Below are 20,897 nucleotides of genomic sequence, written 5' to 3' on the forward strand. Positions count from 1 at the left end.
CCGTGGCCCGGTCTGCTTAGAGCTTGTCCAGCCAAGCCGATCCGGCGCTTGCGCCGAGCCGGCCGCGACCGAATATCCGACGCCGGATGCGGCGTGCGAACCGGCTTGCGACGGCCAGCCGCAGCGGTCAATCGGCAGTCCGCCGTCTGCATCTTTGATATGTGTCAAGGTGAAAAACGGTCCTAGGGTGATGTTCAGCCCTCAAGTTCCAGGGTGCAGTCTTTACGCTTCGGCGCGAAGGGTTTTCAGATGTCAACACTCCAAGATCCGATCCCGGCACCGGCGAAGTCCCTGCGGTTCGGCGAAGCCGGGCTGCTGGTGGTATTTGCCGCGTTCGCCTTCTTTGCCATCGTCGTCGCCGCCAAGGCGCATACGCCGGAATATGCATTCCATGCGTATGTGTTCGCGGCCGCGAGCATCGCCGCGGTGTTCGCCATCGGCAACCGCTACATGGCCCGGCCGGCGGGGCCCGTGCCGCAGTTCATCGACGGCAAGCCCAACTACAATTTCGACGTGGTGAAGTTCTGCACCATCGCGGCGGTGGTGTGGGGCATCGCCGGCTTCACGGTGGGCGTCATCGCCGCCCTCCAGCTGGCATTCCCGGTGGTGAACCTCGACCTGCCGTGGATCTCCTTCGGCCGCCTGCGCCCGCTGCACACGTCGGCGGTGATCTTCGCCTTCGGCGGCAACGTGCTCATCGGCACCTCGTTCTACGTGGTGCAGCGCACCTCGCGGGCGCGCCTCGCCGGTGATCTGGCGCCCTGGTTCGTGGTCCTGGGCTACAACCTCTTCATCGTCATCGCCGGCACGGGCTATCTGCTCGGCATCACCCAGGGCAAGGAATATGCGGAGCCGGAATGGTACTCCGACCTGTTCCTGACGGTGATATGGGTCACCTACCTGCTGGTCTTCCTCATCACCGTGCTGAAGCGGAACGAGCCCCACATCTATGTGGCGAACTGGTTCTATTTCGCCTTCATCATCACCATCGCGGTGCTGCACCTCGGCAACAACGCCACCATCCCGGTGTCGGTGTTCTCGTCGAAGTCCTACATCCTGTGGTCCGGCGTGCAGGACGCCATGTTCCAGTGGTGGTACGGGCACAATGCGGTGGGCTTCTTCCTCACCGCCGGCTTCCTCGCGCTGATGTATTACTTCATCCCGAAGCGCGCCGAGCGGCCGGTCTATTCCTACCGCCTGTCCATCGTGCACTTCTGGGCGCTGATCTTCATCTACATGTGGGCCGGTCCCCACCACCTGCACTACACCGCACTGCCGGACTGGGCGCAGACGCTGGGCATGACCTTCTCGGTGATCCTGTGGATGCCCTCCTGGGGCGGCATGATCAACGGCCTGATGACGCTCTCGGGCGCCTGGGACAAGCTGCGCACCGATCCGGTCATCCGCATGATGGTGGTGGCGGTCGCCTTCTACGGCATGTCCACCTTCGAAGGGCCGATGATGGCGGTGAAGGCGGTGAACTCGCTCAGCCACTACACCGAATGGACCGTCGGCCACGTGCATTCGGGCGCCCTCGGCTGGGTGGCCTACATCTCCTTCGGCGCCATCTACTGCCTCGTGCCGTGGCTCTGGCACAAGCGTGAGATGTATTCCATGAAGGCCGTGTCCTGGCACTTCTGGGTTTCGACCCTCGGCATCGTGCTCTACATCTCCTCCATGTGGGTTGCCGGCATCCTGCAGGGCCTCATGTGGCGGGCCTATACTCAGCTTGGCTTCCTCGAATACTCGTTCATCGAGACGGTGGAGGCGATGCACCCGCTCTATGTGATCCGGGCCCTCGGCGGCATCCTGTTCCTGTCGGGCGCGCTGATCATGGCCTGGAACATCTGGAAGACCATCACCATGCCGGAAGCTGCGGCCGAGCAGAAGCTCGCCCTTGCGCCCGCGGAATAAGGGAGGCACGCATGGCTGCACACGGCAATTCCATCTGGTCCAAGCACCAGATCTTCGAAAAGCACTCCTACTGGCTGATGCTGGGCATCCTCGTGATGATCTCCATCGGCGGCCTGGTGGAGATTGCGCCCCTCTTCTACCTGAAGAGCACCATCGAGAAGGTGGAGGGCATGCGCCCCTACAGCCCGCTCGAGCTCGCCGGACGGAGCATCTATCTGCGTGAGGGCTGCTACAATTGCCACTCGCAGATGATCCGCCCGCTGCGCGACGAGGTGGAGCGCTACGGCCATTATTCACTGGCGGCGGAAAGCATGTACGACCGCCCGTTCCAGTGGGGCTCCAAGCGCACGGGGCCTGACCTTGCGCGTGTCGGCGGCAAGTATTCGGACATCTGGCAGCTGGAGCACCTCAACAACCCGCGTGCGGTTGTGCCGGCCTCCATCATGCCGAGCTATCCGTGGCTGGCGAAGACCCGGCTCAATGCCAAGCATATCGCTGATGACATGAGGGTTCAGCAGATCCTTGGCGTGCCCTACACCGACGACATGATCGAAAAGGCGCAGGAGGACCTGAAGACCCAGGGCACCACCGATGCCGACGCCGACGGACTGCTCAAGCGCTACCCCAAGGCGCAGGTGCGCGACTTCGACGGCAACGTCGCGGAGATCACCGAGGCGGACGCGCTCATCGCCTATCTCCAGATGCTCGGTGCCCTTGTGGACTTCAAGCTCTACGACAACCAAGCGAATGTGAGGTGACTCCATGCAGGACACCTATCTCGGCCTTGCCGCTTTCGCGCAGACCTGGGGTCTCGTGATCTTCGTCGTCGCCTTCCTGCTCGTGGTTGCCTACGCCTTCTGGCCGTCCAAGAAACGCAAGAAGGACTTCGACGACGCCGCCAATATTCCGCTCAAAGAGGATTGATCCCGTGAGCACGACAAATGACACCCATCAGGTGAAGGTGGACCAGGCCACCGGCGTCTCCACCACCGGCCACGAATGGGACGGCATCTCCGAGCTGAACAACCCGCTGCCGCGCTGGTGGCTGTGGGTGTGGTATGCCACCATCTTCTGGTCCGTCATCTACTGGCTCCTGTTCCCGTCCTGGCCGCTCATCTCGTCGGCGACGCCGGGCCTTCTGGGCTGGAACTCGCGCACCGTGGTGGCCAGCCAGCTCAGCGACCTTCAGGCCCTGCGCGCCGAATCCACCGCCAAGCTCGCGAATGCTTCCCTGGAGCAGATCGAGCAGACCCCGGCGCTGCTCAGCCTCGCCCGGGCCCAGGGGCGGGTGGCCTTCGCCGACAATTGCGCGCCCTGTCACGGGGCGGGCGGCGGCGGCGCCACCGGCTTCCCGAACCTGAATGACGACGAATGGCTGTGGGGCGGCTCCCTGGAGCAGATCCAGCAGACCATCCAGTACGGCATCCGGTCCGGCGATCCCGACGCCCACCAGGGCAACATGCCCGCCTTCGGCCGCGACGGCATCCTGCAGCGGCCCGAGATTTCGGCGGTGGCGGACTATGTGCGCACCCTCTCCGGCCTCGCCAAGCCCGGCGCAGACTTCGCCAAGGGCAAGGAAGTGTTCGAGGCCAATTGCGCCGCCTGCCACGGCGAGGACGGCAAGGGCAACCAGGAAGCTCGGGGCGCCGAACCTCACCGACGGCATCTGGCTGTATGGCTCGGACAAGGCCACCATCGAATATGCCGTCGTCAATGGTCGCGGCAATGTGATGCCGGCCTGGCACACCCGGCTGGACCCGACCACCGTCAAGGCGCTCACCGTCTACGTGCACTCGCTCGGCGGCGGCCGCTGACATCCTGAGGCCCGCCCGGGGCGCATGCGCTCCGGGCGGGTCCGTTTTCCTGAAGACGATCACCGCCGCCGGGCCGATGTGGTCCGCAAGCTGGCGTGGGGTCCAGGTTGCAGGTCGATATTCATCCAGGGGCCCGGCAATGGGCCATGTGGTGGGTGAAGATGTTCCGCAGGCATGGCCCTCAAGCCGGGCGGAAGACCTGGCCCCGTTTCTTCACATTAGCTTGATGCCGCCTGGGTCTGTCGCACCGCGTGACTTTCGCTCAAGATCATGGGGCGCGTTTTTCTGAAGCCGGAATGCGGGCCGGCTTTACGCGTCAGGGCTCCAATCGCTACGGTCGGGCATCGTCTGCCGGCCGTGTCCTGAAGACGGGATGCGGTGAACATGCCCGATCGGGAGTGCGCGACAGCCGGGGGGCAAAGGGAGCCAAAAGGTCGCGCGACCAATCGTCGGCGCGACCTTTCGCCAGCGCCGGTTTCGCAACATTCTAAGGTATGAATGTGGTGGGACCGGCGGTCGAAGCAGCGGCTTTGAAATCGCGCCGGCCCCGTGGGGGCCAGCCCCAACTCCCTACCGCCGGCCGCATGCGGCCCGGTCAACGTCAAGCGAACGAAAAATGACTGCCCTGTCCACCAATTCCGAGCGCAAGGCTGCGGCGGAGACCGTTCCCGCGACAGCGGAAGACGATATCCCGCTCTACGAGGCGCGGCGGCAGATCTATCCGCAAAGTGTCCATGGCCGCTACCGCACCATCAAGTGGGTGGTGCTGGCGGTGACGCTGGGCATCTATTATCTCCTGCCGTTCGTGCGCTGGGACCGCGGTCCCGATGCGCCCGGCCAGGCGGTGCTGATCGACTTCCCGAACCGCCGCTTCTATTTCTTCTTCCTCGAAATCTGGCCGCAGGAATTCTATTACGTCGCCGGCCTGCTCATCCTCGCCGCGCTCATCTTGTTCCTCATGAATGCCGTGGCCGGCCGCGTGTGGTGCGGCTATCTGTGCCCGCAGACCGTGTGGACCGACCTGTTCATGGCGGTGGAGCGCCTGATCGAGGGCGACCGGCGCGAGCGCATGCGCGCCGATGCGGCGCCCTGGAGCCTGGACAAATTCGCCCACAAGGCGCTCACGCACTCGGTCTGGCTGCTGATCGCCTGGTGGACCGGCGGCGCCTGGGTGCTCTATTTCGCCGATGCCCCCACCCTGGTGGTGGAGCTGGCCACCTTCCAGGCGCCGGCGGTGGCCTACATGTCCATCGCCATCCTCACCTTCACCACCTATGCCCTCGCCGGCCACATGCGCGAGCAGGTGTGCACCTACATGTGCCCGTGGCCGCGCATCCAGGCCGCGCTGACCGACGAATACGCCCTCAATGTCACCTATCGCTATGATCGCGGCGAGCCGCGCGGCTCGGTGAAGAAGGCGGCCGCGCTGCGGGAGAAGGGCCAGCCGGCCGGCGACTGCATCGACTGCGACCAGTGCGTCGCCGTGTGCCCCACCGGCGTCGACATCCGCAAGGGCCTGCAGCTGCCGTGCATCCAGTGCGGCCTGTGCATCGACGCCTGCAACAATGTGATGGACAAGATCGACCGCCCGCGCAATCTCATCGCCTATGAGAGCGAGGCGAACCTTGAAGCGCGGATGGCGGGCAAGCCTTTCGTGCAGCGCATCGTGCGTCCGCGCACCATCCTTTACGCGGCGCTCATCGTGTTCGCCTGCGGGCTGATGCTGACCGCCCTCATCGGCCGTGCCACCGAGGGCGTCGCCGCCATCCACGATCGCAACCCGCTGTTCGTGAAGCTGTCGGACGGCTCCATCCGCAACGCCTACACCGTGCGCCTCACCAACAAGCTTTTGGAAAGCCGCACCTTCGCCCTCTCGGTTGAAGGGGTGCCGGACGCCAGCATGGAGGTGGTGGGCGACCAAGCGGACAGCCTTTCCATCGGCCCCGACCAGACCCGGGAAGTGCGCGTGCTGGTCACCACCCGTGATAAGCTGCCACCCTCCACCTCGCTGCCGGTGACCTTCCGCATCCGCGATACGTCCTCGGGCCTCACGGCGACGGTCCAGGATCATTTCATCGGCCCCTGACGGGCCGGTGCCGAAGGAAGAGACGCAAGATCACATGGGCAAGTCCACACCCTCGAAAGCCCCGCGCGTCCTCACCGGGCGCACGGTGCTCTTCATGCTCCTCGGCTTCTTCGGCGTGGTGATCGGGGTGAACGTCATCATGGCCCGCTATGCGGTTTCCACCTTCGCGGGCGTGGAGACGGAGAGCTCCTACAAGGCCGGCCTCGCCTTCAAGGCCGAGCACGCCGCCGCCGAGCAGCAGGCGGCGCGGCACTGGGGCGTGAGCGTCGATCTGAAGACGACGGAGGGGGACATCCGCACCGTCGCCGTCCGCGTCGTCGATGCGGCGGGCAAGCCGCTCTCGGATCTCGTGCCGGACGGCCGCCTCGCCCATCCCACCGATGCCCGGCGCGACGTGGTGCTGGAGCTTGCCCCCCTCGGCGACGGGCGCTATCGCGCATCGGCCCCCGCCGGGCCGGGGCAGTGGGATCTGGTGATTGATTTTTCGCAAGGCGCGCAGCGGATGTTCCGGTCCAGAAATCGGGTGCAGCTTCCGTAAGTCGCTTGGAACGGTCGCCGGGATAAACCGGCCTCCCGAGGCGACATCGAGACTGCCGGGCAGCACCCGTCCAGCGTTGCCCGAACCTTGAGTACGATCAGGCCGGCCACCCCAGTGCCGGCCGGCCTGTCGTACTCTTCTCTCTTTGCGCGGTGGTATATACCCGGTGCGCGGCGCGCCGGGGCCGGCAGGCCCCCGGATGGAACCATGACCGAGGCAATCGACTATTCCATTTTCGTGGCACGGGCCGAGGATGGCCTCGCGCAGATGAGCCTTGCCGTGGACGGCATCGACTGCGCCGCCTGCATCGCCGACATCGAGAATGGGGTGAAGGCGCTGCCCGGCGTGGTGCGGGCGCGCCTCAACTACTCCACCCATCGCCTCACGGTAGCCTGGGACGCGGAGGCGACGCCCGCCCTGGTGGTGGACCGCCTGGAACAGCTCGGCTACCGCGCCCACCCCTTTGCCGGGCGGGCGGAGGAGAGCGAGGCGCGCCACGCCCGCTGGCTGCTGCGCTGCCTCGGCGTGGCCGGTTTCGCCGCCATGAACATCATGCTGCTGTCGGTTTCCGTGTGGTCGGGCAACGTCACCGACATCACGCCGGAAACCCGCGACTTCTTCCACTGGATCTCCGCCCTCATCGCCCTGCCGGCCGCCGCCTATGCCGGCCAGCCCTTCTTCCAGAGCGCCCTGCGCGCCCTGCGCATGGGGGCGCTCAACATGGACGTGCCCATCACCATCGGCGTCACCCTGGCGCTGGGCATGAGCGTGCTGGAAACCGCCCTGAGCCAGCCCCACGCTTATTTCGACAGCGCCATCATGCTGCTGTTCTTCCTGCTGGCGGGCCGCTACCTGGACCATGAGGCGCGCCGGCGCACCCGCGCCACCGCCGGCAACATCGCCGCTTTGCGGGGCGAGATGGCCCACCGTCTCGGCGCCGACGGGGTGCCGGTGCTGGTGCCGGTGCAGGCTCTGCAGCCGGGCGACACCATCCTCGTGGCGCCGGGCGAGCGGGTGGCGGCTGATGGCGTGGTGGCCAGCGGCCAGTCTGCCATCGACGAGAGCCTGGTCACCGGCGAGACCCTGCCGCGCCCGCTGAAGGCCGGCGATGCGGTCTATGCAGGCAGCCTCAATGGCGATGGCGCGCTGCAGCTCACCGTCACCGCCGGCGGGGAAAACACCCTGGTGGACGATGTGCAGCGCCTGCTGGACGGCGCGCTGGCGCAGAAGGGGGCCTATGTGCGCCTCGCCGACCGGGTAGCCCGCCTCTATGCCCCCATGGTGCATCTCACGGCGCTGGTGGCGGCCCTGGGCTGGCTCGCCGTGGGCGCCTCGCTGCACGAGGCCGCCATGATCGCCGTGGCGGTGCTCATCATCACCTGCCCCTGCGCCCTGGCGCTGGCGGTGCCGGCGGTGCAGGTGACGGCCACCGGGCGGCTGTTCCGGGCCGGCCTGCTCATCAATGCCGGCGACATGCTGGAGCGCCTCGCCGCAGTGGATACCGTGGTGTTCGACAAGACCGGCACCCTGACCCTGCCGGAGCCGGCGCTCGCTTTGCCGAAGGGGGCCGACGCTGCGCTGGTGGGGCTGGCCGGGCGCCTCGCCCTGTCCAGCCGCCATCCCCTCGCGGCAGCGGTGGCGCGCCGCGCGGACGGACCGGCCCTCGATCATGTCACCGAGGTGCGTGGCGAGGGGGTGGAGGCGGTGGTGGAGGGGCGCGCGCTGCGCCTGGGCAGCCTCGCCTTCTGCAATGTGGCGGCCCCCGGCGACCTGCCGGCCGGCGCCTCCCTGATCGCGGTCCGCCATGGCGACGACACCCTCGTCATGGGGGTGGAGCAGGCCCTGCGGCCCGATGCCCGCGCCGTGGTGGACGCCCTGCGCGCCCGCAGGCTCGATGTGCGCATCCTGTCCGGCGACAGGCCGGCCGCCGTGGCGCCGGTGGCGGAAGCCCTCGGCATCGCCCATGCTGATGCCGGGCTGAAGCCCGCCGGCAAGATCGCCGCGCTCGACGCGCTGAAAGCCGAGGGGCGCCGCGTGCTGATGGTGGGCGACGGCCTCAACGATGCCCCCGCGCTGGCCGCCGCCGCGGTCTCCCTCTCCCCCGCCACCGGCGCCGCCGTCACCCAGGCCCATGCGGATGCGGTCTTCCTCGGCCGTCGCCTCGCCCCCGTGCTGGCGGCGGTGGACGGGGCGCGGGTGGCCGCCCGTCTCATGCGCCAGAACCTGGCGCTGGCGGTTCTCTACAATGTGATCGCCGTACCCCTGGCCATCGCCGGCCTGGTAACGCCGCTGGTGGCGGCGCTTGCCATGTCCGGCTCCTCCATCCTCGTGACGGTGAACGCCTTGCGCGCCGCCCGTCCCGCGGGCAAGGATGCGCCCGCCGGCCCCGGAGCCGATGCCCGCGCGCTGGAGGAGGCGATCGCGTGAACGTCCTCGTCTACCTGCTCCCCCTCGCGCTCCTGCTCGGCCTCAGCGGGCTTTTAGCCTTTCTCTGGAGCCTGAGGAGCGGCCAGTATGACGATCTGGATGGGGCGGCCGTGCGCGTCCTGTCCGACGACGACCTGCCGGGCGGCAGCGACGGGTCCGGGCGTGCGGAACCGGCGGGGCATCCCGGCCGCCGGCCGGTCGCCCCGGATCAGGGACGGCGCCAGCCATGAGGCGCGCCATTCCCGCCCCCGAGCCCCGCGCGGGCATGCTGGTCTGCGTCTGCGACCCGCAGCTCGACGCCCCCGCCAACGACAACGGGCCGCGGGCGGCTTCAACCCTCGCCCTCGCGGTGGGCTTCGCCTTCGCCGTGCTGGCGCAGACGGTGGCATCCGCCGCCCTGCCCCTGGCCGGCGCGCAGCTGGCGCCTCGCCCTGAGCTCGCCACCTGGCCGTTCGCCGCCATGCTGCTGGGGGCGGCGCTGGCCTCCTTTCCCGCCTCCTTTTTGCGCGACGCCTTCGGCCGGCGCACCGGCTTCGCCCTCGGCGCCTCCCTTGGCATTGCCGGCGGGGCGCTGCTGGTGGCGGCGCTGATGCAGCGCCAGTTCGCCTGGGCGTGCCTCGGCGCGCTCTGGCTGGGCATGGCGCAGGGCTTCTCCTTCTTCTACCGGCACGAGGCCGCGGCGGCGAGCGGCCGGCCCGCGGCGGCCACCGCCGGGGTGCTGGCGGGCGGCGTGCTGGCGGCGCTGGCGGGGCCGACCCTCGCCGGCATTGCCGAGGATTTCGCGGCGCCTTTCTTCCTCGTGGGGGCGGCGGGCCTCGCGGCTCTGGCCCACACCTGTTCCCTCGGCGTTGCCGTTTCGCTGGCGTCCGATCCGGTCACCCCGTTCCGGGTCAGGAATGCGGCGCCGCTTTCCGCCATCCTGTGGCCGACGCTGGTGGGCGGCCTCGCCTGGTTCGGCATGAATGCGGTCATGTCCGGGGCGCCGCTGGCGCTGGTGGGCTGCGGCATCGGCGGGGCGGCGGTGTTCGGCTTCATCGCCCTGCACGTGGCGGCCATGTATGCGCCGGCGGTGCCCTTGGCCTTCATCGGCGACCGGGTTCCGCCCGCGGCCATCGCGCTGACGGGTGCGCTGCTGGTGGGCGCCGGGGTGCCCCTGCAGGCCATGGGGACGCCGGAAAGCATCACCGCCGCGCTCATCTGCGTGGGGGCCGGCTGGTCGGTGGCCACCGTGGGCGCCACCGCCTGGATCTACCGGGCCGGGCCGCCCGGCCGCCTCGCGCTGGCCCTGCATGATGGCGGGCTGTTCTTCGGTGCCGTCCTCGGCGCCCTTATGGGCTACCTTCTGGCCTGATCCGGCCGGGGTGATGACGCTTGCGGCGTCCACCCCGGGCTTGGCGGCGGATGAGCCGTTCTGCTCCCCCGAAGCTGGCGGAAAACGCCCCGGCGCCAGAGCGGGGCCGGCCCAAACTCGGTAAGTTGGCCGGCGATTCCCCCGCGCCGGAGGCCGCCCGTGACCCAGCCCTTCTCCCTCGCCGGACAGACCGCCCTCGTCACCGGCTCAGCCGCCGGCCTCGGCTTCGAGATGGCGAGCGCCCTTGCCGGCGCCGGCGCGCATGTGCTGGTGAACGGCCGCGACCCGAAGCGCCTCGCCGCCGCGGCCACCGCCATCATCCGCAAGGGCGGCAAGGCGGAACCGTTCGTGCTCGATGTCTTCGACACGGCGGCGGTGACGGCGGCCATCGCCGCGGCCCCGCCCATCCACATCCTTGTCAACAATGCCGGCGCGCGCGACCGCCGCAGCTTCCTCGACATGCCGGATGCGGACTTCCGCCGCCTGGTGGAGCTGGACCTGTTCGCCCCCGCCCATCTCACGCGGGAGGTGGCGCGGGGCATGGTGGCGCGCGGCGCGGGCGGGCGCATCATCAACATCACCTCCATCGCCGGGCCGCTCTCGCGCGCGGGCGATGCCGCCTATACCACCGCGAAGGGCGCGCTGGAGGCCCTCACCCGGGCGCTGGCGGCCGATCTCGGGCCCCATGCCATCACCGTGAACGCCATCGCGCCCGGCTATTTCCTCACCGAGCCCAATGCGGAGCTGGCGCGTGACCAGGCGGTGGGGGAATGGCTCGCGCGGCGCACGTCGCTGGGGCGCTGGGGCCGGCCGGAGGAGGTGGCCGGGGCGGCGGTGTTCCTGGCTTCGCCGGCGGCCTCTTATGTCACCGGCCATGTGCTGGCGGTGGACGGCGGCTATCTGGCGCACTTCTGAGCCCGCGCGGGTGCTTCAGCGCACCCAGAAGCGCGGCAGGAACAGCACCAGCACGGTGAGGATCTCCAGCCGCCCCAGCATCATCGCCGCCGTCAGCAGCCACAGGGCCGGCTCCGGCAGGCCGCCGTAATTGCTTGCCGGCCCCACCATCGGCCCCAGGCCGGGGCCCACATTGGCAAGGCAGGCGATGGCGGCGGAGAAGGCGGAGCGCAGGTCGAGCCCCATCATGTTCAGGGCCACGCCCGTGAGCAGGAAGGTGAGGATGTAGAGGAAGACGAAGCCGAGCACCGAAGCCACCACATCGTCCGCCACCGGCGCGCCACCATAGCGCAGCGGAAACACTCCGGTGCGGAACGAGATGCGCTTGAGGTGCTGGCGGATGGCCTTGGCGGTGATGGCGATGCGCAGCGCCTTCAGTCCGCCCGAGGTGGAGCCGGTGCACCCGCCGAGAAACATCAGGATGAAGAACAGCGCGTCGGAAAAGGCGCCCCAATTGGTGTAGTCCGCAGCCATGAAGCCGGTGGTGGAGATGAGGGACGCCACCGTGAACAGCGCAAAGCGGAAGGCCGTCTCGCCCGAGGCCACCCCCTGCAGGGTTTGCTGGGCAAAGGACAGGGCGGTGAAGGCGGCGACGATGGCGAGGAACAGCCGCACCTCGGGATTGGTGAACAGCCGCCGCGGATCGCCCGCCAGCGCGCGCACGTAGAGCGGAAAGGGCAGGGCGGCCACCAGCATGAAGACGACGGCTACATAGTCCACCGCCGGATTGGCGAACACGGTGAGGGACTGGTCCGAATTGGCGAAGCCGCCGCTCGACAGGGTGGACATGGCGATGGTCACCGCATCGAAGGCGCGGAGGCCTGCGGCGAGGTAGGCGCCGGCGCACACGGCGGTGAGCAGCACGTAGGCGAACAGCAACCGCTTGGCGATGGCGCCGGCGCGCGGCAGCAGTTTTTCCGACTTGTCGGAGGATTCGGTCCGAAACAGCTGCATGCCGCCGATGGAGAGCACCGGCAGCACGGCAATGGCGATGGCGATGATGCCGATGCCGCCGAACCAGTGCAGCAGCGCCCGCCACAGGAGGATGCCGGGGGCCTGGGCATCGAGCCCCGACATGACGCTCGCGCCGGTGGTGGTGAGCCCGGACATGCTCTCGAACATGGCCGCGGTGAACGACAGCTGGGACTTGCCCCACATGAGCGGCAGGGCGGCGAACACCGACAGCACCAGCCATACCGAGGAGGTGAGCAGGAAGGCCTGGCGCAGGTCCAGCTTCGCCATGCCGGCGCCGCGCCCGGACATCCACAGCAGCACGCCGACGAAGATGGTGATGGCGGAAGCGCCCACGAATGCGCCCTGGCCGCCGGAGCGGGCGGCGAAATCCACCACCGCCGGCACCAGCATGGCGACGCCGAGGATGGAGAGGAGGATGCCCAGCGTCGCCGCCACCGGGCGCAGGCTCAGCACCGAAAGGGCCTGGGCCTCCACCGTGGGGATGCGTGCGGCGTGCATGGGTTTCCTCTTCTCCGCCCGGCAGGTTGCTTCAGTTGAGGATGCGGCGCGCGTCCGGCACGTCGAGGGAGAAGGCGGGAATTTCGATGGAGAAGGCCTCCCCGCCTTCGCTCAGCATCTCATAATGCCCGCGCATAATGCCCGTGCCGGTATTGAGCGGCACGCCGCTGGTGTATTCGAATCGGCCGCCCGGGGGCAGCAGCGGTTCCTCCCCCACCACACCGGCGCCGTGCACCTCCTCGGTATGGCCGTTGGCGTCGGTGATGATCCAGTGGCGCGCCTTGAGCTGCACGGTCTCCTGGCCCAAATTGGCCACCTCGATGGTATAGGCCCAAAAATGACGGCCCTGATCGGGCTCCGACCGCTCCGCCACATAACGCGGCGTCGCGGTCACCTGAATATTCCGAGTGATGGCGCGGTACATCCCCGCTCGAGCTCCCCTACCGCGGGAGAAAATGCTCCCGCGGCGCACAGTGAACCCGCGTTGGCGCCCGGGCGCAACACTTCCCGCCGTCGCGCCGGCACAAGCGTTGCCTCACAAGGCTTCGGCGGCCCCGGCTAGGTCGGCGAGAAGGTCGTCGGGATGCTCCAGGCCCACGGAAAGGCGCAGCAGCCCATCGCAAATACCCATCTGCGCCCGCGCCTCCGGCGTGAATCGCTGGTGCGTGGTGGTGGCCGGGTGGGTGATGAGGCTCTTGGCGTCGCCGAGATTGTTGGAGATGCGGATCAGCCGCAGGGCATTGGCGAAGCGGAAGGCGCCCTCCTTGCCGCCGGCCACCACGAAGGTCACCAGCGTGCCGCCGCCGGACATCTGGCGGCGGGCAAGGCCGGCCTGCGGATGATCGTCACGGAACGGGTAGAGCACCCTTTCCACCTTGGGCAGGCCGGCGAGGGCATCGGCGATGCGGGCGGCGCTGGCCTGCATGCGCTCCACCCGCAGGGCCAGGGTTTCCAGGCCCTTCAGCATCACCCAGGCATTGAAGGGCGAGATGGAGGGGCCGGTCTGCCGCAGGAAGGTCTGCAGGTGGTCGGTGAGGAATTGCCGGGAGCACAGGATGATGCCGCCGAGGCAGCGGCCCTGCCCATCCACATGCTTGGTGGTGGAATATACCACGATGTCCGCCCCCAGCGCGAACGGATGCTGCAGAAGCGGGGTGGCGAACACATTGTCCACCACGAGGCGGGCCCCCGCTTCATGGGCGATCTGCGCCACGGCGGCGATGTCGATCAGCTCCAGCGTGGGGTTGGTGGGGCTTTCAAGGAAGAACACCCGGGTGGTGGGACGCACCGCGGCGCGCCAGGCGGCCAGGTCGGTGCCGTCCACGAGGGTGGTCTCCACCCCGTAGCGGGGGAGAAACTCCTCCAGAATCCAGCGGCAGGAGCCGAACAGCGCCCGCGCCGCCACCACATGGTCGCCGGCGGAAAGCTGGCACAGCAGCGCAGCGTTCACCGCCGCCATGCCGGACGCGGTGGCCCGGGCCACCTCGGCCCCCTCCATGAGCGCCATGCGCTCCTCGAACATGGCGGTGGTGGGGTTGGAGTAGCGCGAATAAACGAAGCCGGGGTCCTCGCCCTTGAAGCGCGCCTCGCACGATTCCGCGTTGTCATAGACGAAGCCCTGAGTCAGGAAGAGGGCCTCGGAGGTTTCCCCGAACGGCGAGCGCGTGGTCCCGCCATGGACCAGGCGGGTTTCGGGATGGAGGGTAAGGGGGTCCTTCGGGACGAAGCGGGGGGCGGGCTTGGACGTCGCCGACATGACGGTCTCCGGGCGAGGCCGGATGAGACTTTGCAGGGACCCGTTTCGCCGCCATGGTGGCCCACGGCGCGAACGGCAATCCGCCCGCTCGTCCCCGGCCTTTTAGCAAGGTTCTTTAACGTGGCTGCAAGCCGGCCGGCTCAAATTCACCACAGGCACGCTTCAGTTAAATCCGGGCCTCCCCTTGGCGTCAAGGGTTTCGTCCGGTAAAGCGAACGAAAAGGACGGGAAATCGGATATGACGGTGCGTGCGACGGAGCATCTGAAGCCCGGCATCCTGGCCGCAGAGGCCATTTCGGAGCTGAAGGCGCGCGGCGCCGTCACCTGCAAGCGGGCGCTGGACGACGATCAGATCCAGCCTGCCAGCCTCGACCTGCGCCTGGGCCGCACCGCATGGCGCGTGCGCGCCAGCTTCCTGCCGGGGGCCGGGGTGTCGGTGAAGGAGCGCCTGGCCGACCTCGCGCTCCATCAGCTGGACCTTGCCGGCGGCGCGGTGCTGGAGACGGGCTGCGTCTATCTGGTGGAATTGTTCGAGCGGCTGAAGCTGCCGGCCGATCTGGCGGCGGCGGCCAATCCGAAAAGCTCCACCGGGCGGCTGGACGTGTTCGTGCGCGTCATCACCGACGGCGCGCGGGCGTTCGATACCATCCCCGCCGGCTATGCCGGCCCGCTCTACCTCGAAGTGTCGCCGCGCACCTTCCCGATCCTGGTGCGCACCGGCTCGCGCCTGTCGCAGGTCCGGTTCCGGCGCGGCGTCTCCCGCCTGTCCGATCTCGAACTCCTCAGCCTCCAGTCCGCCGAATGCCTGGTGGATGCGCCCCACCCGGACGTGGCGGCCGGCGGCATCGCCCTCGGGGTGGACCTCGCCGGCGATGTGCTGGGCGGCCTGCAGGGCTTCCGCGCCAAGAAGCACACCGGCGTCATCGACGTGGACGTGGCCGCAAGCCTCGACGTGGAGGATTTCTGGGAGCCCATCCGTGTGCGCGGCGGCCGCGCGCCCAGCCTGGTCCTGGACCCGGACGCCTTCTACATCCTCGCCTCGCGCGAGGCGGTGCACGTGCCGCCGGACTATGCGGCGGAGATGGTGCCCTTCGACCCGCTGGTGGGGGAATTCCGGGTGCATTATGCCGGCTTCTTCGATCCCGGCTTCGGCAATGCGGCAGCCGGCGGGCGCGGCGCGCGGGCGGTGCTGGAGGTGCGCTCCCACGAGGTGCCGTTCATCCTGGAGCATGGCCAGACGGTGGGCCGCCTCGTCTATGAACGCATGGCGGCGCGCCCCGGCATCCTCTACGGCACCGACATGCGCTCCCATTACCAGGGGCAGGGGCTGAAGCTGTCCAAGCACTTCAAGCCGGTGGTGGTTTAGCTCACGCCGGCCGGGAGGGGGAGGGCGTGGCGCCGGCGGCGATCACATCCTCCTTGCGCCACGGGGTCTGGTCCTGCATGGCCTGGCGCAATTCGCGCAGCGGCCGCAGCACGGCGTCCGAATAAGCCAGATAATCGGCCACCAGGGGCAGCATTTCCTTCACCGCCGGGTCATCGGCGAGGCCCAGCACGGTGGAGACGGCGGCATCCACCGCCGGGGTGGCGGCATCGGCGCTGCCGACGCCCGCCTCGCCCAGCACCACCTCGAAGCCGGTGAGGGTGCGCGAGCGGGCCGCCTCCACCACGGCCACCACCGCCTCCTGGGCGTGGGCCGCGGACAGGCGCAGCGCCACATCCTCCATGAGGGCAAGGTAGGTGATGAGCACGTCCAGGGTGGACACCACATTGGCCACGTCGCCGGCCGAGTGGCCGAAGACGGATTCCGCGCCCAGATTGGGCAGGCGCGCGCTCATGGCCCGCACATCGCGCACCAGCGGCGCCACGCTCATGCGCTCTGCGCCATGGGGCCACCAGGTGCCGAAGGCCTCGCGGCAGCGCCGCAAAAGGGCCCGCACCTCCGGGCGCACCTGATCGGTGAGATAGACCGGCAGCACCACATAGGAGACGAGCAAAGCGATGCCGGCGCCGATGGCGGTCTCGTAGATGCGCGCCAGCATCCCCTCGGTTCCCAGCCCGGAAATCAGGTGGAGCCCCAGCACCACCGAAAAGCCGACCGCGGCCGATGCCACGTCGTAGCGGTCCTTCTGGGTGACGAGGGCGATCATCTGCGCCGCCATGCAGAAGGCGGCCAGCAGCCAGATGTGCTCGCCCAGCAGAATGAAGAAGCCCATGCCGAGCAGCACGCCGATCAGCGTTCCCACCGTGCGGTAGCGTACCCGCAGGAAGGTTTCGCCCACGCTGTTGCCGATGACGAACATGACCGTCATGGTCGCCCAATAGGCATGGTCCAGCTGCACCACGAGATCGAGTGCCGTGGTGAGGGCGGTGGCGATCACCCCCTGGAACGCCACCTTCAGCGGCGCCGACAGCAGATGCGTGCCCCCGGGACCCGGCAGCAGCAGCGGGATGGCGCGGGGCGGCGGCGGGGCCTCCTCCCCCCCCTCCTCATGGGGCGGGGGAAAGGGCGCCATCTCGGTGGCGGCGATGCCGGTGACGACGAGGGAAAGGCGGTCAAACGCCGTCAGCGCCCGCATCAGGGTGAAGCGGGCGGTGGGCGGCAGCTCGGGCGCGAAGGCCACATGGCGCAATTGCGCCACCGCCCGCTCGAAGCGCTCTTCGGCATGCACGTCGGACACGTCCACCGCCTCCAGCCGGCGGGCGATGTGGTCGGCGGCGGCCGCGAACGGGCCGCGCCAGTCCGGCGTGTTCGGTGCGCCTTCCGGCACGCAGCCGGCGAGCAGCTGCACCGCCACCCGGAGACGGTAGAAGCGCACCCGCAGAAGCTCGAAGTCCCGGGCCGCCGCCGGGTCCTCGGCGGTGGCGTTGGCGAGGGCGCTCCACACCCGGCCGCGCAGGTTCTCCAGCGTTTCCGCCGCCTCCTCGGGAAACGGGCGGCCGTTGCGCACCGCTTCGGAAAGCTCGCGCAGGAAGCTTGCCACCGCATTCTGCAGGTCGAGGGTGGTCTGCACGAAGGCCTGCACCGCCGAGGGGCGCCAGGGCGAGAGCCGCACCGCGGCCGCCACCGCCGCGCCCTGGCAGAAGGCGGCGAGCAGGAGCGCGCCCTCGAACCGCGTCGGGCGGATGATGGTGCCCACGGTGGCCACCACGATGAGGGCGAGGCCGAGGCGCTGGCCGTCCATTCCGCCGCGCCGCAGGATGAGGGCGGTGAAGGACAGGGGGATGAGCAGCAGCTTCTGCACCACGTCGTTGGCGGGCGCCTCGCCCGGGCCGACCGCGGTGAGCACCCCGAGGAAGGCCGCCGAGACGAGGAACAGCCGCCCCATGGTGCGCGCCTCGGCCGCCACGCTCGCCGCCGGGTTGAAGCTGATCATCACCAGCGCCGCGGTGCCGGCCATGAGCGGGAAGGTGATGTCCATCCCCAGCCCGAACCCGCGCGAGACGGCGACGCCGGTGAAGATGACGATGAGGAACGACACCCCCAGGTGAAAGGCGCGGGTGGTGTCGATGCCGCCAGGATCATGATCGGCCAGCCACGCGCCGAGCCTGCGGGCGAGGGGCGCCGGTGGGCGGATCGTCCTTTGGGGGGGCGTCGTCATGGGCGGCTCGACGGTTCGGGCATGGCGGGAGCAAACATGCTTCGCCGCCTGTGTCCAGAGGGTGGCGGAGCGGCCGGCGCATTCAACTTTCCCCCCAACTGTTCTATAGCCGGCGCCTGGAGCCTGATGGATGAATCAGGCTTCGGATCATGGAGAGGGGGCGTGATCCGGCCAGATCGCGGGGCGATCGGGCCGGGGCGGGCGAAGCCGTGCCGGCAAGCCCCTTCGGGCGATCGGGGACGGGTGAATGACTGCGGAAACCGTGGCACGGGTGAGCGAACTCTATGCGGCCAGGCTCGCCGCCGGGGACATCTCGGAGGACGCGGCCCAGGCCGCGGTGGTGGCCGAGTTCGCGCGGCTCGAACTGGAACTGCGCCAGCGGGCGCTGGCCCACAAGTCCTCGGCGCTGGGCTGGCTGTTCCAGCGCCGCGCCCCCACCCTTCCCAAGGGCCTTTATGTCCATGGCAAGGTGGGCCGGGGCAAGACCATGCTCATGGACCTGTTCTTCGAGGCGCTGCCGGCACGGGGCAAGCGGCGCGCCCATTTCCACGAATTCATGGGCGACGTGCACGAGCGCATCTTCCGCGAGCGGCAGGCGCAGAAGGAAGGCGCGCGCAAGGCCGCCGACCCCATCGCCCCGGTGGCAGCCGCCCTCGCCGACGAGGCAAAGGTTCTGTGCTTCGATGAATTCCATGTGACCGACATCGCCGACGCCATGATTCTCGGCCGGCTGTTCGAGAAGCTGTTCGCCGACGGGGTGGTGGTGGCCGCCACCTCCAACGTGGCCCCCGAGGACCTCTATGCCGGTGGCCTCAACCGCGCGCTGTTTCTGCCGTTCATCGGCATGATCTCGGCCAACATGCGGGTGATGACGCTGGATTCACGCACCGACTACCGCATGGAGAAGCTGGAGGGCGTGAGCACCTGGCACACTCCTTTGGGGCCGGAGGCCGACCGGGCGGTGAACGAGGCGTGGCGCCGGCTGGCGGGGCCTGCCGGCGGCGTGCCGAGCGAGATCCTGCTGAAGGGGCGCCGGCTGATGATTCCGGCCATGGCCAACGGGGCGGCGCGCTTCTCCTTCGCCAACCTGTGCGAGGCGCCGCTTGGCCCGAACCCGGATTACCTGAGCCTTGCCCGCATGTTCCACACGGTGGTGGTGGAGCATATCCCGATCCTGGGGCCGGACCAGCGCAACGAGGCGAAGCGCTTCATCTCGCTCATCGACACCCTGTACGACGCCAATGTGAAGCTGGTGGCCTCGGCCGCGGCGGAGCCGGACGGGCTCTATCTGGGCACCGAGGGGGCGGAGGCGTTCGAGTTCGCCCGCACGGTCTCGCGCCTCCACGAGATGCGCTCCAGCGAATATCTGGCCAAGCCCCACGGCCGGCCGGACTCGGCGGCGTCGGGCGACACCACGGGCCTGGTGGAGACGTAAGGCGCTTTGCCTGCCGCCCATCATGGCCGGGTCACGCCCGGCCCTGCGCCGGGCATCACGGCGGTGAAGGCAACCGCGCCGCGTCAGCGCGGCAGCGTGGTTGCCCCCATGAGCGCCTTGTCGATGGCGTGGGCGGCCTGCCGGCCTTCGCGGATGGCCCACACCACCAGGGACTGGCCGCGCCGCATGTCGCCGGCGGCGTAGAGCTTGGGCACGGAAGTGGCGTAGCTGTCCTCGTCCGCGGCCACATTGCCGCGCCTGTCCAGCGCCGCGCCCGACTGCTCGATGAGCCCGGAATGCAGCGGGTGGGCAAAGCCGATGGCGAGGAAGACGAGGTCGGCCCGCAGCACGAATTCCGTTCCCGGAATGGGCTGGCGCTTCTCGTCCACCCGCGCGCACTTCACGCCGGTGGCGCGGCCGTTGCGGCCCTCGATGCCCAGGGTGGCGCAGGCGAACTCGCGCTCGGCCCCTTCCGCCTGGGACGAGGAGGTGCGGAACTTGGTGGGCCAGAAGGGCCACACCTTCAGCTTGTCCTCCTTCATGGGCGGCACCGGGCGGATGTCCAGCTGGGTCACCGAGAGGGCGCCCTGGCGGAAGGCGGTGCCCACGCAGTCGGAGGCGGTGTCGCCGCCGCCCACCACCACCACATGCTTGCCGCCGGCAAGGATGGGGATCTCGTTCACCGGCTCGTCGCCCTCGCGACGGTTCGACTGCACCAGATAGGGCATGGCGTAGTGCACGCCCTCGAACGCCTGGCCGGGCAGCGCGGGGTCGCGCGGGGCCTCGGAGCCGCCGGCCAGCAGCACCGCATCATGGCCGTCCAGCAATTCCTGGATCGGGCGGGTGACGCCGATGTTCTCACCGTAGTGGAACACCACGCCCTCGCCCTCCATCTGCTTCACGCGGCGGTCGATGTGGTGCTTCTCCATCTTGAAGTCGGGGATGCCGTAGCGCAGCAGGCCGCCGGCCTTGGGCTCGCGCTCATAGACATGCACCTCGTGGCCGGCGCGGGCGAGCTGCTGGGCGGCGGCAAGGCCCGCCGGGCCGGAGCCCACCACGGCCACCTTGCGGCCGGTCTTCACCGCGGCCGGCTCGGGCTTGATCCAGCCCATCTTCCACGCCTTGTCGGCGATGGCCTGTTCCACCGTCTTGATGGTGACCGGCATGTCCTCGAGATTCAGGGTGCAGGCCTCCTCGCACGGGGCGGGGCAGACGCGGCCGGTGAATTCGGGAAAATTGTTGGTGGAGTGGAGGTTGCGCGCGGCCTCCTCCCATTCCCCGCGATAGATCAGGTCGTTCCAGTCGGGGATCTGGTTGTGCACCGGGCAGCCGTTCGGCCCGTGGCAGAAGGGAATGCCGCAATCCATGCAGCGTGCCGCCTGGTTCACCACCTCCGCATCGGGCAAAGGCAAAGTGAACTCGCGGAAATGGCGAATGCGGTCGGAGGCGGGCTGATACTTCTGCTCCCGCCGGTCAATCTCCAGAAAACCCGTGACCTTGCCCATCAAAGACCTCGTCGAAGGAGCCGCTCCGCGCCGCGCGCCTGA

General features: G+C 69.0%; 16 protein-coding genes, 1 pseudogene and 1 riboswitch. Of the genes and pseudogenes, 12 read left to right on the plus strand and 5 right to left on the minus strand.

The genetic code is table 11. The annotated features are described in order from the left end of the window. The first annotated feature begins 249 nt into the window (after window positions 1–249). The 10 genes and pseudogenes from ccoN (at window position 250) to ACI7BZ_RS10235 (ending at window position 11,045) form a co-directional block, all read left to right on the plus strand. Window positions 250–1,914 carry a cytochrome-c oxidase, cbb3-type subunit I gene (gene ccoN, locus ACI7BZ_RS10190; RefSeq protein ID WP_414117049.1) on the plus strand — a complete coding sequence of 555 codons (1,665 nt, stop codon included), beginning with the start codon at window positions 250–252 and terminating at the stop codon, window positions 1,912–1,914. Between the two features lie 11 nt (window positions 1,915–1,925). Continuing rightward, the gene (ccoO, locus tag ACI7BZ_RS10195) at window positions 1,926–2,672 is read left to right on the plus strand and encodes a cytochrome-c oxidase, cbb3-type subunit II (RefSeq protein ID WP_414117050.1); all 747 of its coding nucleotides are present in this window, start codon (window positions 1,926–1,928) and stop codon (window positions 2,670–2,672) included. A 4-nt stretch (window positions 2,673–2,676) separates the two neighbouring features. Beyond that, window positions 2,677–2,838 (plus strand): cbb3-type cytochrome c oxidase subunit 3, encoded by a 162-nt coding sequence (locus tag ACI7BZ_RS10200; RefSeq protein WP_414117051.1) that lies wholly within the window; start codon window positions 2,677–2,679, stop codon window positions 2,836–2,838. A 4-nt stretch (window positions 2,839–2,842) separates the two neighbouring features. Next, window positions 2,843–3,728 (plus strand): annotated as a pseudogene (gene ccoP, locus ACI7BZ_RS10205) (cytochrome-c oxidase, cbb3-type subunit III). 616 nt (window positions 3,729–4,344) lie between these two features. Continuing rightward, complete coding sequence (gene ccoG, locus ACI7BZ_RS10210; protein WP_414117052.1) at window positions 4,345–5,814, plus strand: cytochrome c oxidase accessory protein CcoG; 1,470 nt, start codon at window positions 4,345–4,347, stop codon at window positions 5,812–5,814. A gap of 34 nt (window positions 5,815–5,848) precedes the next feature. Beyond that, a complete protein-coding gene (locus tag ACI7BZ_RS10215; RefSeq protein WP_414117053.1) occupies window positions 5,849–6,352 on the plus strand; it encodes a FixH family protein in 504 nt (167 codons plus the stop codon). 207 nt (window positions 6,353–6,559) lie between these two features. Beyond that, window positions 6,560–8,779 (plus strand): heavy metal translocating P-type ATPase, encoded by a 2,220-nt coding sequence (locus ACI7BZ_RS10220; RefSeq protein ID WP_414117054.1) that lies wholly within the window; start codon window positions 6,560–6,562, stop codon window positions 8,777–8,779. Further along, window positions 8,776–9,009, plus strand: coding sequence for a cbb3-type cytochrome oxidase assembly protein CcoS (gene ccoS, locus ACI7BZ_RS10225; RefSeq protein ID WP_414117056.1), 234 nt, complete (start codon window positions 8,776–8,778; stop codon window positions 9,007–9,009). The genes ACI7BZ_RS10220 and ccoS overlap by 4 nt, the downstream gene beginning before the upstream one ends. Next, window positions 9,006–10,130 carry an MFS transporter gene (locus ACI7BZ_RS10230; protein ID WP_414117057.1) on the plus strand — a complete coding sequence of 375 codons (1,125 nt, stop codon included), beginning with the start codon at window positions 9,006–9,008 and terminating at the stop codon, window positions 10,128–10,130. The genes ccoS and ACI7BZ_RS10230 overlap by 4 nt, the downstream gene beginning before the upstream one ends. Window positions 10,131–10,289: 159 nt before the next feature. Continuing rightward, on the plus strand, window positions 10,290–11,045 hold the full coding sequence (locus ACI7BZ_RS10235) for an SDR family oxidoreductase (RefSeq protein WP_414117058.1): 756 nt from the start codon (window positions 10,290–10,292) through the stop codon (window positions 11,043–11,045). A gap of 15 nt (window positions 11,046–11,060) precedes the next feature. Here ACI7BZ_RS10235 and ACI7BZ_RS10240 read toward each other — a convergent pair whose 3' ends face one another. From ACI7BZ_RS10240 to ACI7BZ_RS10250, 3 genes are all read right to left on the minus strand, one after another. Beyond that, window positions 11,061–12,557 carry a TrkH family potassium uptake protein gene (locus ACI7BZ_RS10240; RefSeq protein WP_414117060.1) on the minus strand — a complete coding sequence of 499 codons (1,497 nt, stop codon included), beginning with the start codon at window positions 12,555–12,557 and terminating at the stop codon, window positions 11,061–11,063. Window positions 12,558–12,588: 31 nt separating this feature from the next. Continuing rightward, on the minus strand, window positions 12,589–12,981 hold the full coding sequence (apaG, locus tag ACI7BZ_RS10245; protein ID WP_414117061.1) for a Co2+/Mg2+ efflux facilitator ApaG/CorD: 393 nt from the start codon (window positions 12,979–12,981) through the stop codon (window positions 12,589–12,591). A 111-nt stretch (window positions 12,982–13,092) separates the two neighbouring features. Next, window positions 13,093–14,313, minus strand: a complete 1,221-nt coding sequence (locus tag ACI7BZ_RS10250; protein WP_414117062.1) for an O-succinylhomoserine sulfhydrylase — start codon at window positions 14,311–14,313, stop codon at window positions 13,093–13,095. An 82-nt stretch (window positions 14,314–14,395) separates the two neighbouring features. Then, window positions 14,396–14,476, minus strand: a riboswitch (SAM riboswitch). Window positions 14,477–14,551: 75 nt separating this feature from the next. Here ACI7BZ_RS10250 and ACI7BZ_RS10255 point away from each other — a divergent pair. Continuing rightward, complete coding sequence (locus tag ACI7BZ_RS10255; protein ID WP_414117063.1) at window positions 14,552–15,679, plus strand: 2'-deoxycytidine 5'-triphosphate deaminase; 1,128 nt, start codon at window positions 14,552–14,554, stop codon at window positions 15,677–15,679. A 1-nt stretch (window position 15,680) separates the two neighbouring features. Here the strand turns inward: ACI7BZ_RS10255 and ACI7BZ_RS10260 are convergent, their stop codons facing one another. Next, entirely contained in the window at window positions 15,681–17,915 is a 2,235-nt protein-coding gene (locus ACI7BZ_RS10260) for an FUSC family protein (protein ID WP_414117064.1), read from the minus strand. A 247-nt stretch (window positions 17,916–18,162) separates the two neighbouring features. On the opposite strand from ACI7BZ_RS10260, the gene zapE reads away from it, so the two are divergent. Beyond that, window positions 18,163–19,350, plus strand: coding sequence for a cell division protein ZapE (gene zapE / locus ACI7BZ_RS10265; protein ID WP_414117065.1), 1,188 nt, complete (start codon window positions 18,163–18,165; stop codon window positions 19,348–19,350). 83 nt (window positions 19,351–19,433) lie between these two features. Here the strand turns inward: zapE and ACI7BZ_RS10270 are convergent, their stop codons facing one another. Continuing rightward, a complete protein-coding gene (locus tag ACI7BZ_RS10270; protein WP_414117066.1) occupies window positions 19,434–20,855 on the minus strand; it encodes a glutamate synthase subunit beta in 1,422 nt (473 codons plus the stop codon). Between the last annotated feature and the right edge of the window lie 42 nt (window positions 20,856–20,897).

This window comes from Xanthobacter sp. AM11, assembly GCF_047444035.1.
Taxonomy (GTDB): Bacteria; Pseudomonadota; Alphaproteobacteria; order Rhizobiales; family Xanthobacteraceae; genus Xanthobacter.

Coding starts and splice junctions, on each gene's coding strand:
- ccoN (WP_414117049.1), top strand. CDS start 250: ATGTCAACACTCCAAGATCCGATCCCGGCACCGGCGAAGTCCCTGCGG.
- ccoO (WP_414117050.1), top strand. CDS start 1,926: ATGGCTGCACACGGCAATTCCATCTGGTCCAAGCACCAGATCTTCGAA.
- ACI7BZ_RS10200 (WP_414117051.1), top strand. CDS start 2,677: ATGCAGGACACCTATCTCGGCCTTGCCGCTTTCGCGCAGACCTGGGGT.
- ccoG (WP_414117052.1), top strand. CDS start 4,345: ATGACTGCCCTGTCCACCAATTCCGAGCGCAAGGCTGCGGCGGAGACC.
- ACI7BZ_RS10215 (WP_414117053.1), top strand. CDS start 5,849: ATGGGCAAGTCCACACCCTCGAAAGCCCCGCGCGTCCTCACCGGGCGC.
- ACI7BZ_RS10220 (WP_414117054.1), top strand. CDS start 6,560: ATGACCGAGGCAATCGACTATTCCATTTTCGTGGCACGGGCCGAGGAT.
- ACI7BZ_RS10230 (WP_414117057.1), top strand. CDS start 9,006: ATGAGGCGCGCCATTCCCGCCCCCGAGCCCCGCGCGGGCATGCTGGTC.
- ACI7BZ_RS10240 (WP_414117060.1), bottom strand. CDS start 12,557: ATGCACGCCGCACGCATCCCCACGGTGGAGGCCCAGGCCCTTTCGGTG.
- apaG (WP_414117061.1), bottom strand. CDS start 12,981: ATGTACCGCGCCATCACTCGGAATATTCAGGTGACCGCGACGCCGCGT.
- ACI7BZ_RS10250 (WP_414117062.1), bottom strand. CDS start 14,313: ATGTCGGCGACGTCCAAGCCCGCCCCCCGCTTCGTCCCGAAGGACCCC.
- ACI7BZ_RS10255 (WP_414117063.1), top strand. CDS start 14,552: ATGACGGTGCGTGCGACGGAGCATCTGAAGCCCGGCATCCTGGCCGCA.
- ACI7BZ_RS10260 (WP_414117064.1), bottom strand. CDS start 17,915: ATGACGACGCCCCCCCAAAGGACGATCCGCCCACCGGCGCCCCTCGCC.
- zapE (WP_414117065.1), top strand. CDS start 18,163: ATGACTGCGGAAACCGTGGCACGGGTGAGCGAACTCTATGCGGCCAGG.
- ACI7BZ_RS10270 (WP_414117066.1), bottom strand. CDS start 20,855: ATGGGCAAGGTCACGGGTTTTCTGGAGATTGACCGGCGGGAGCAGAAG.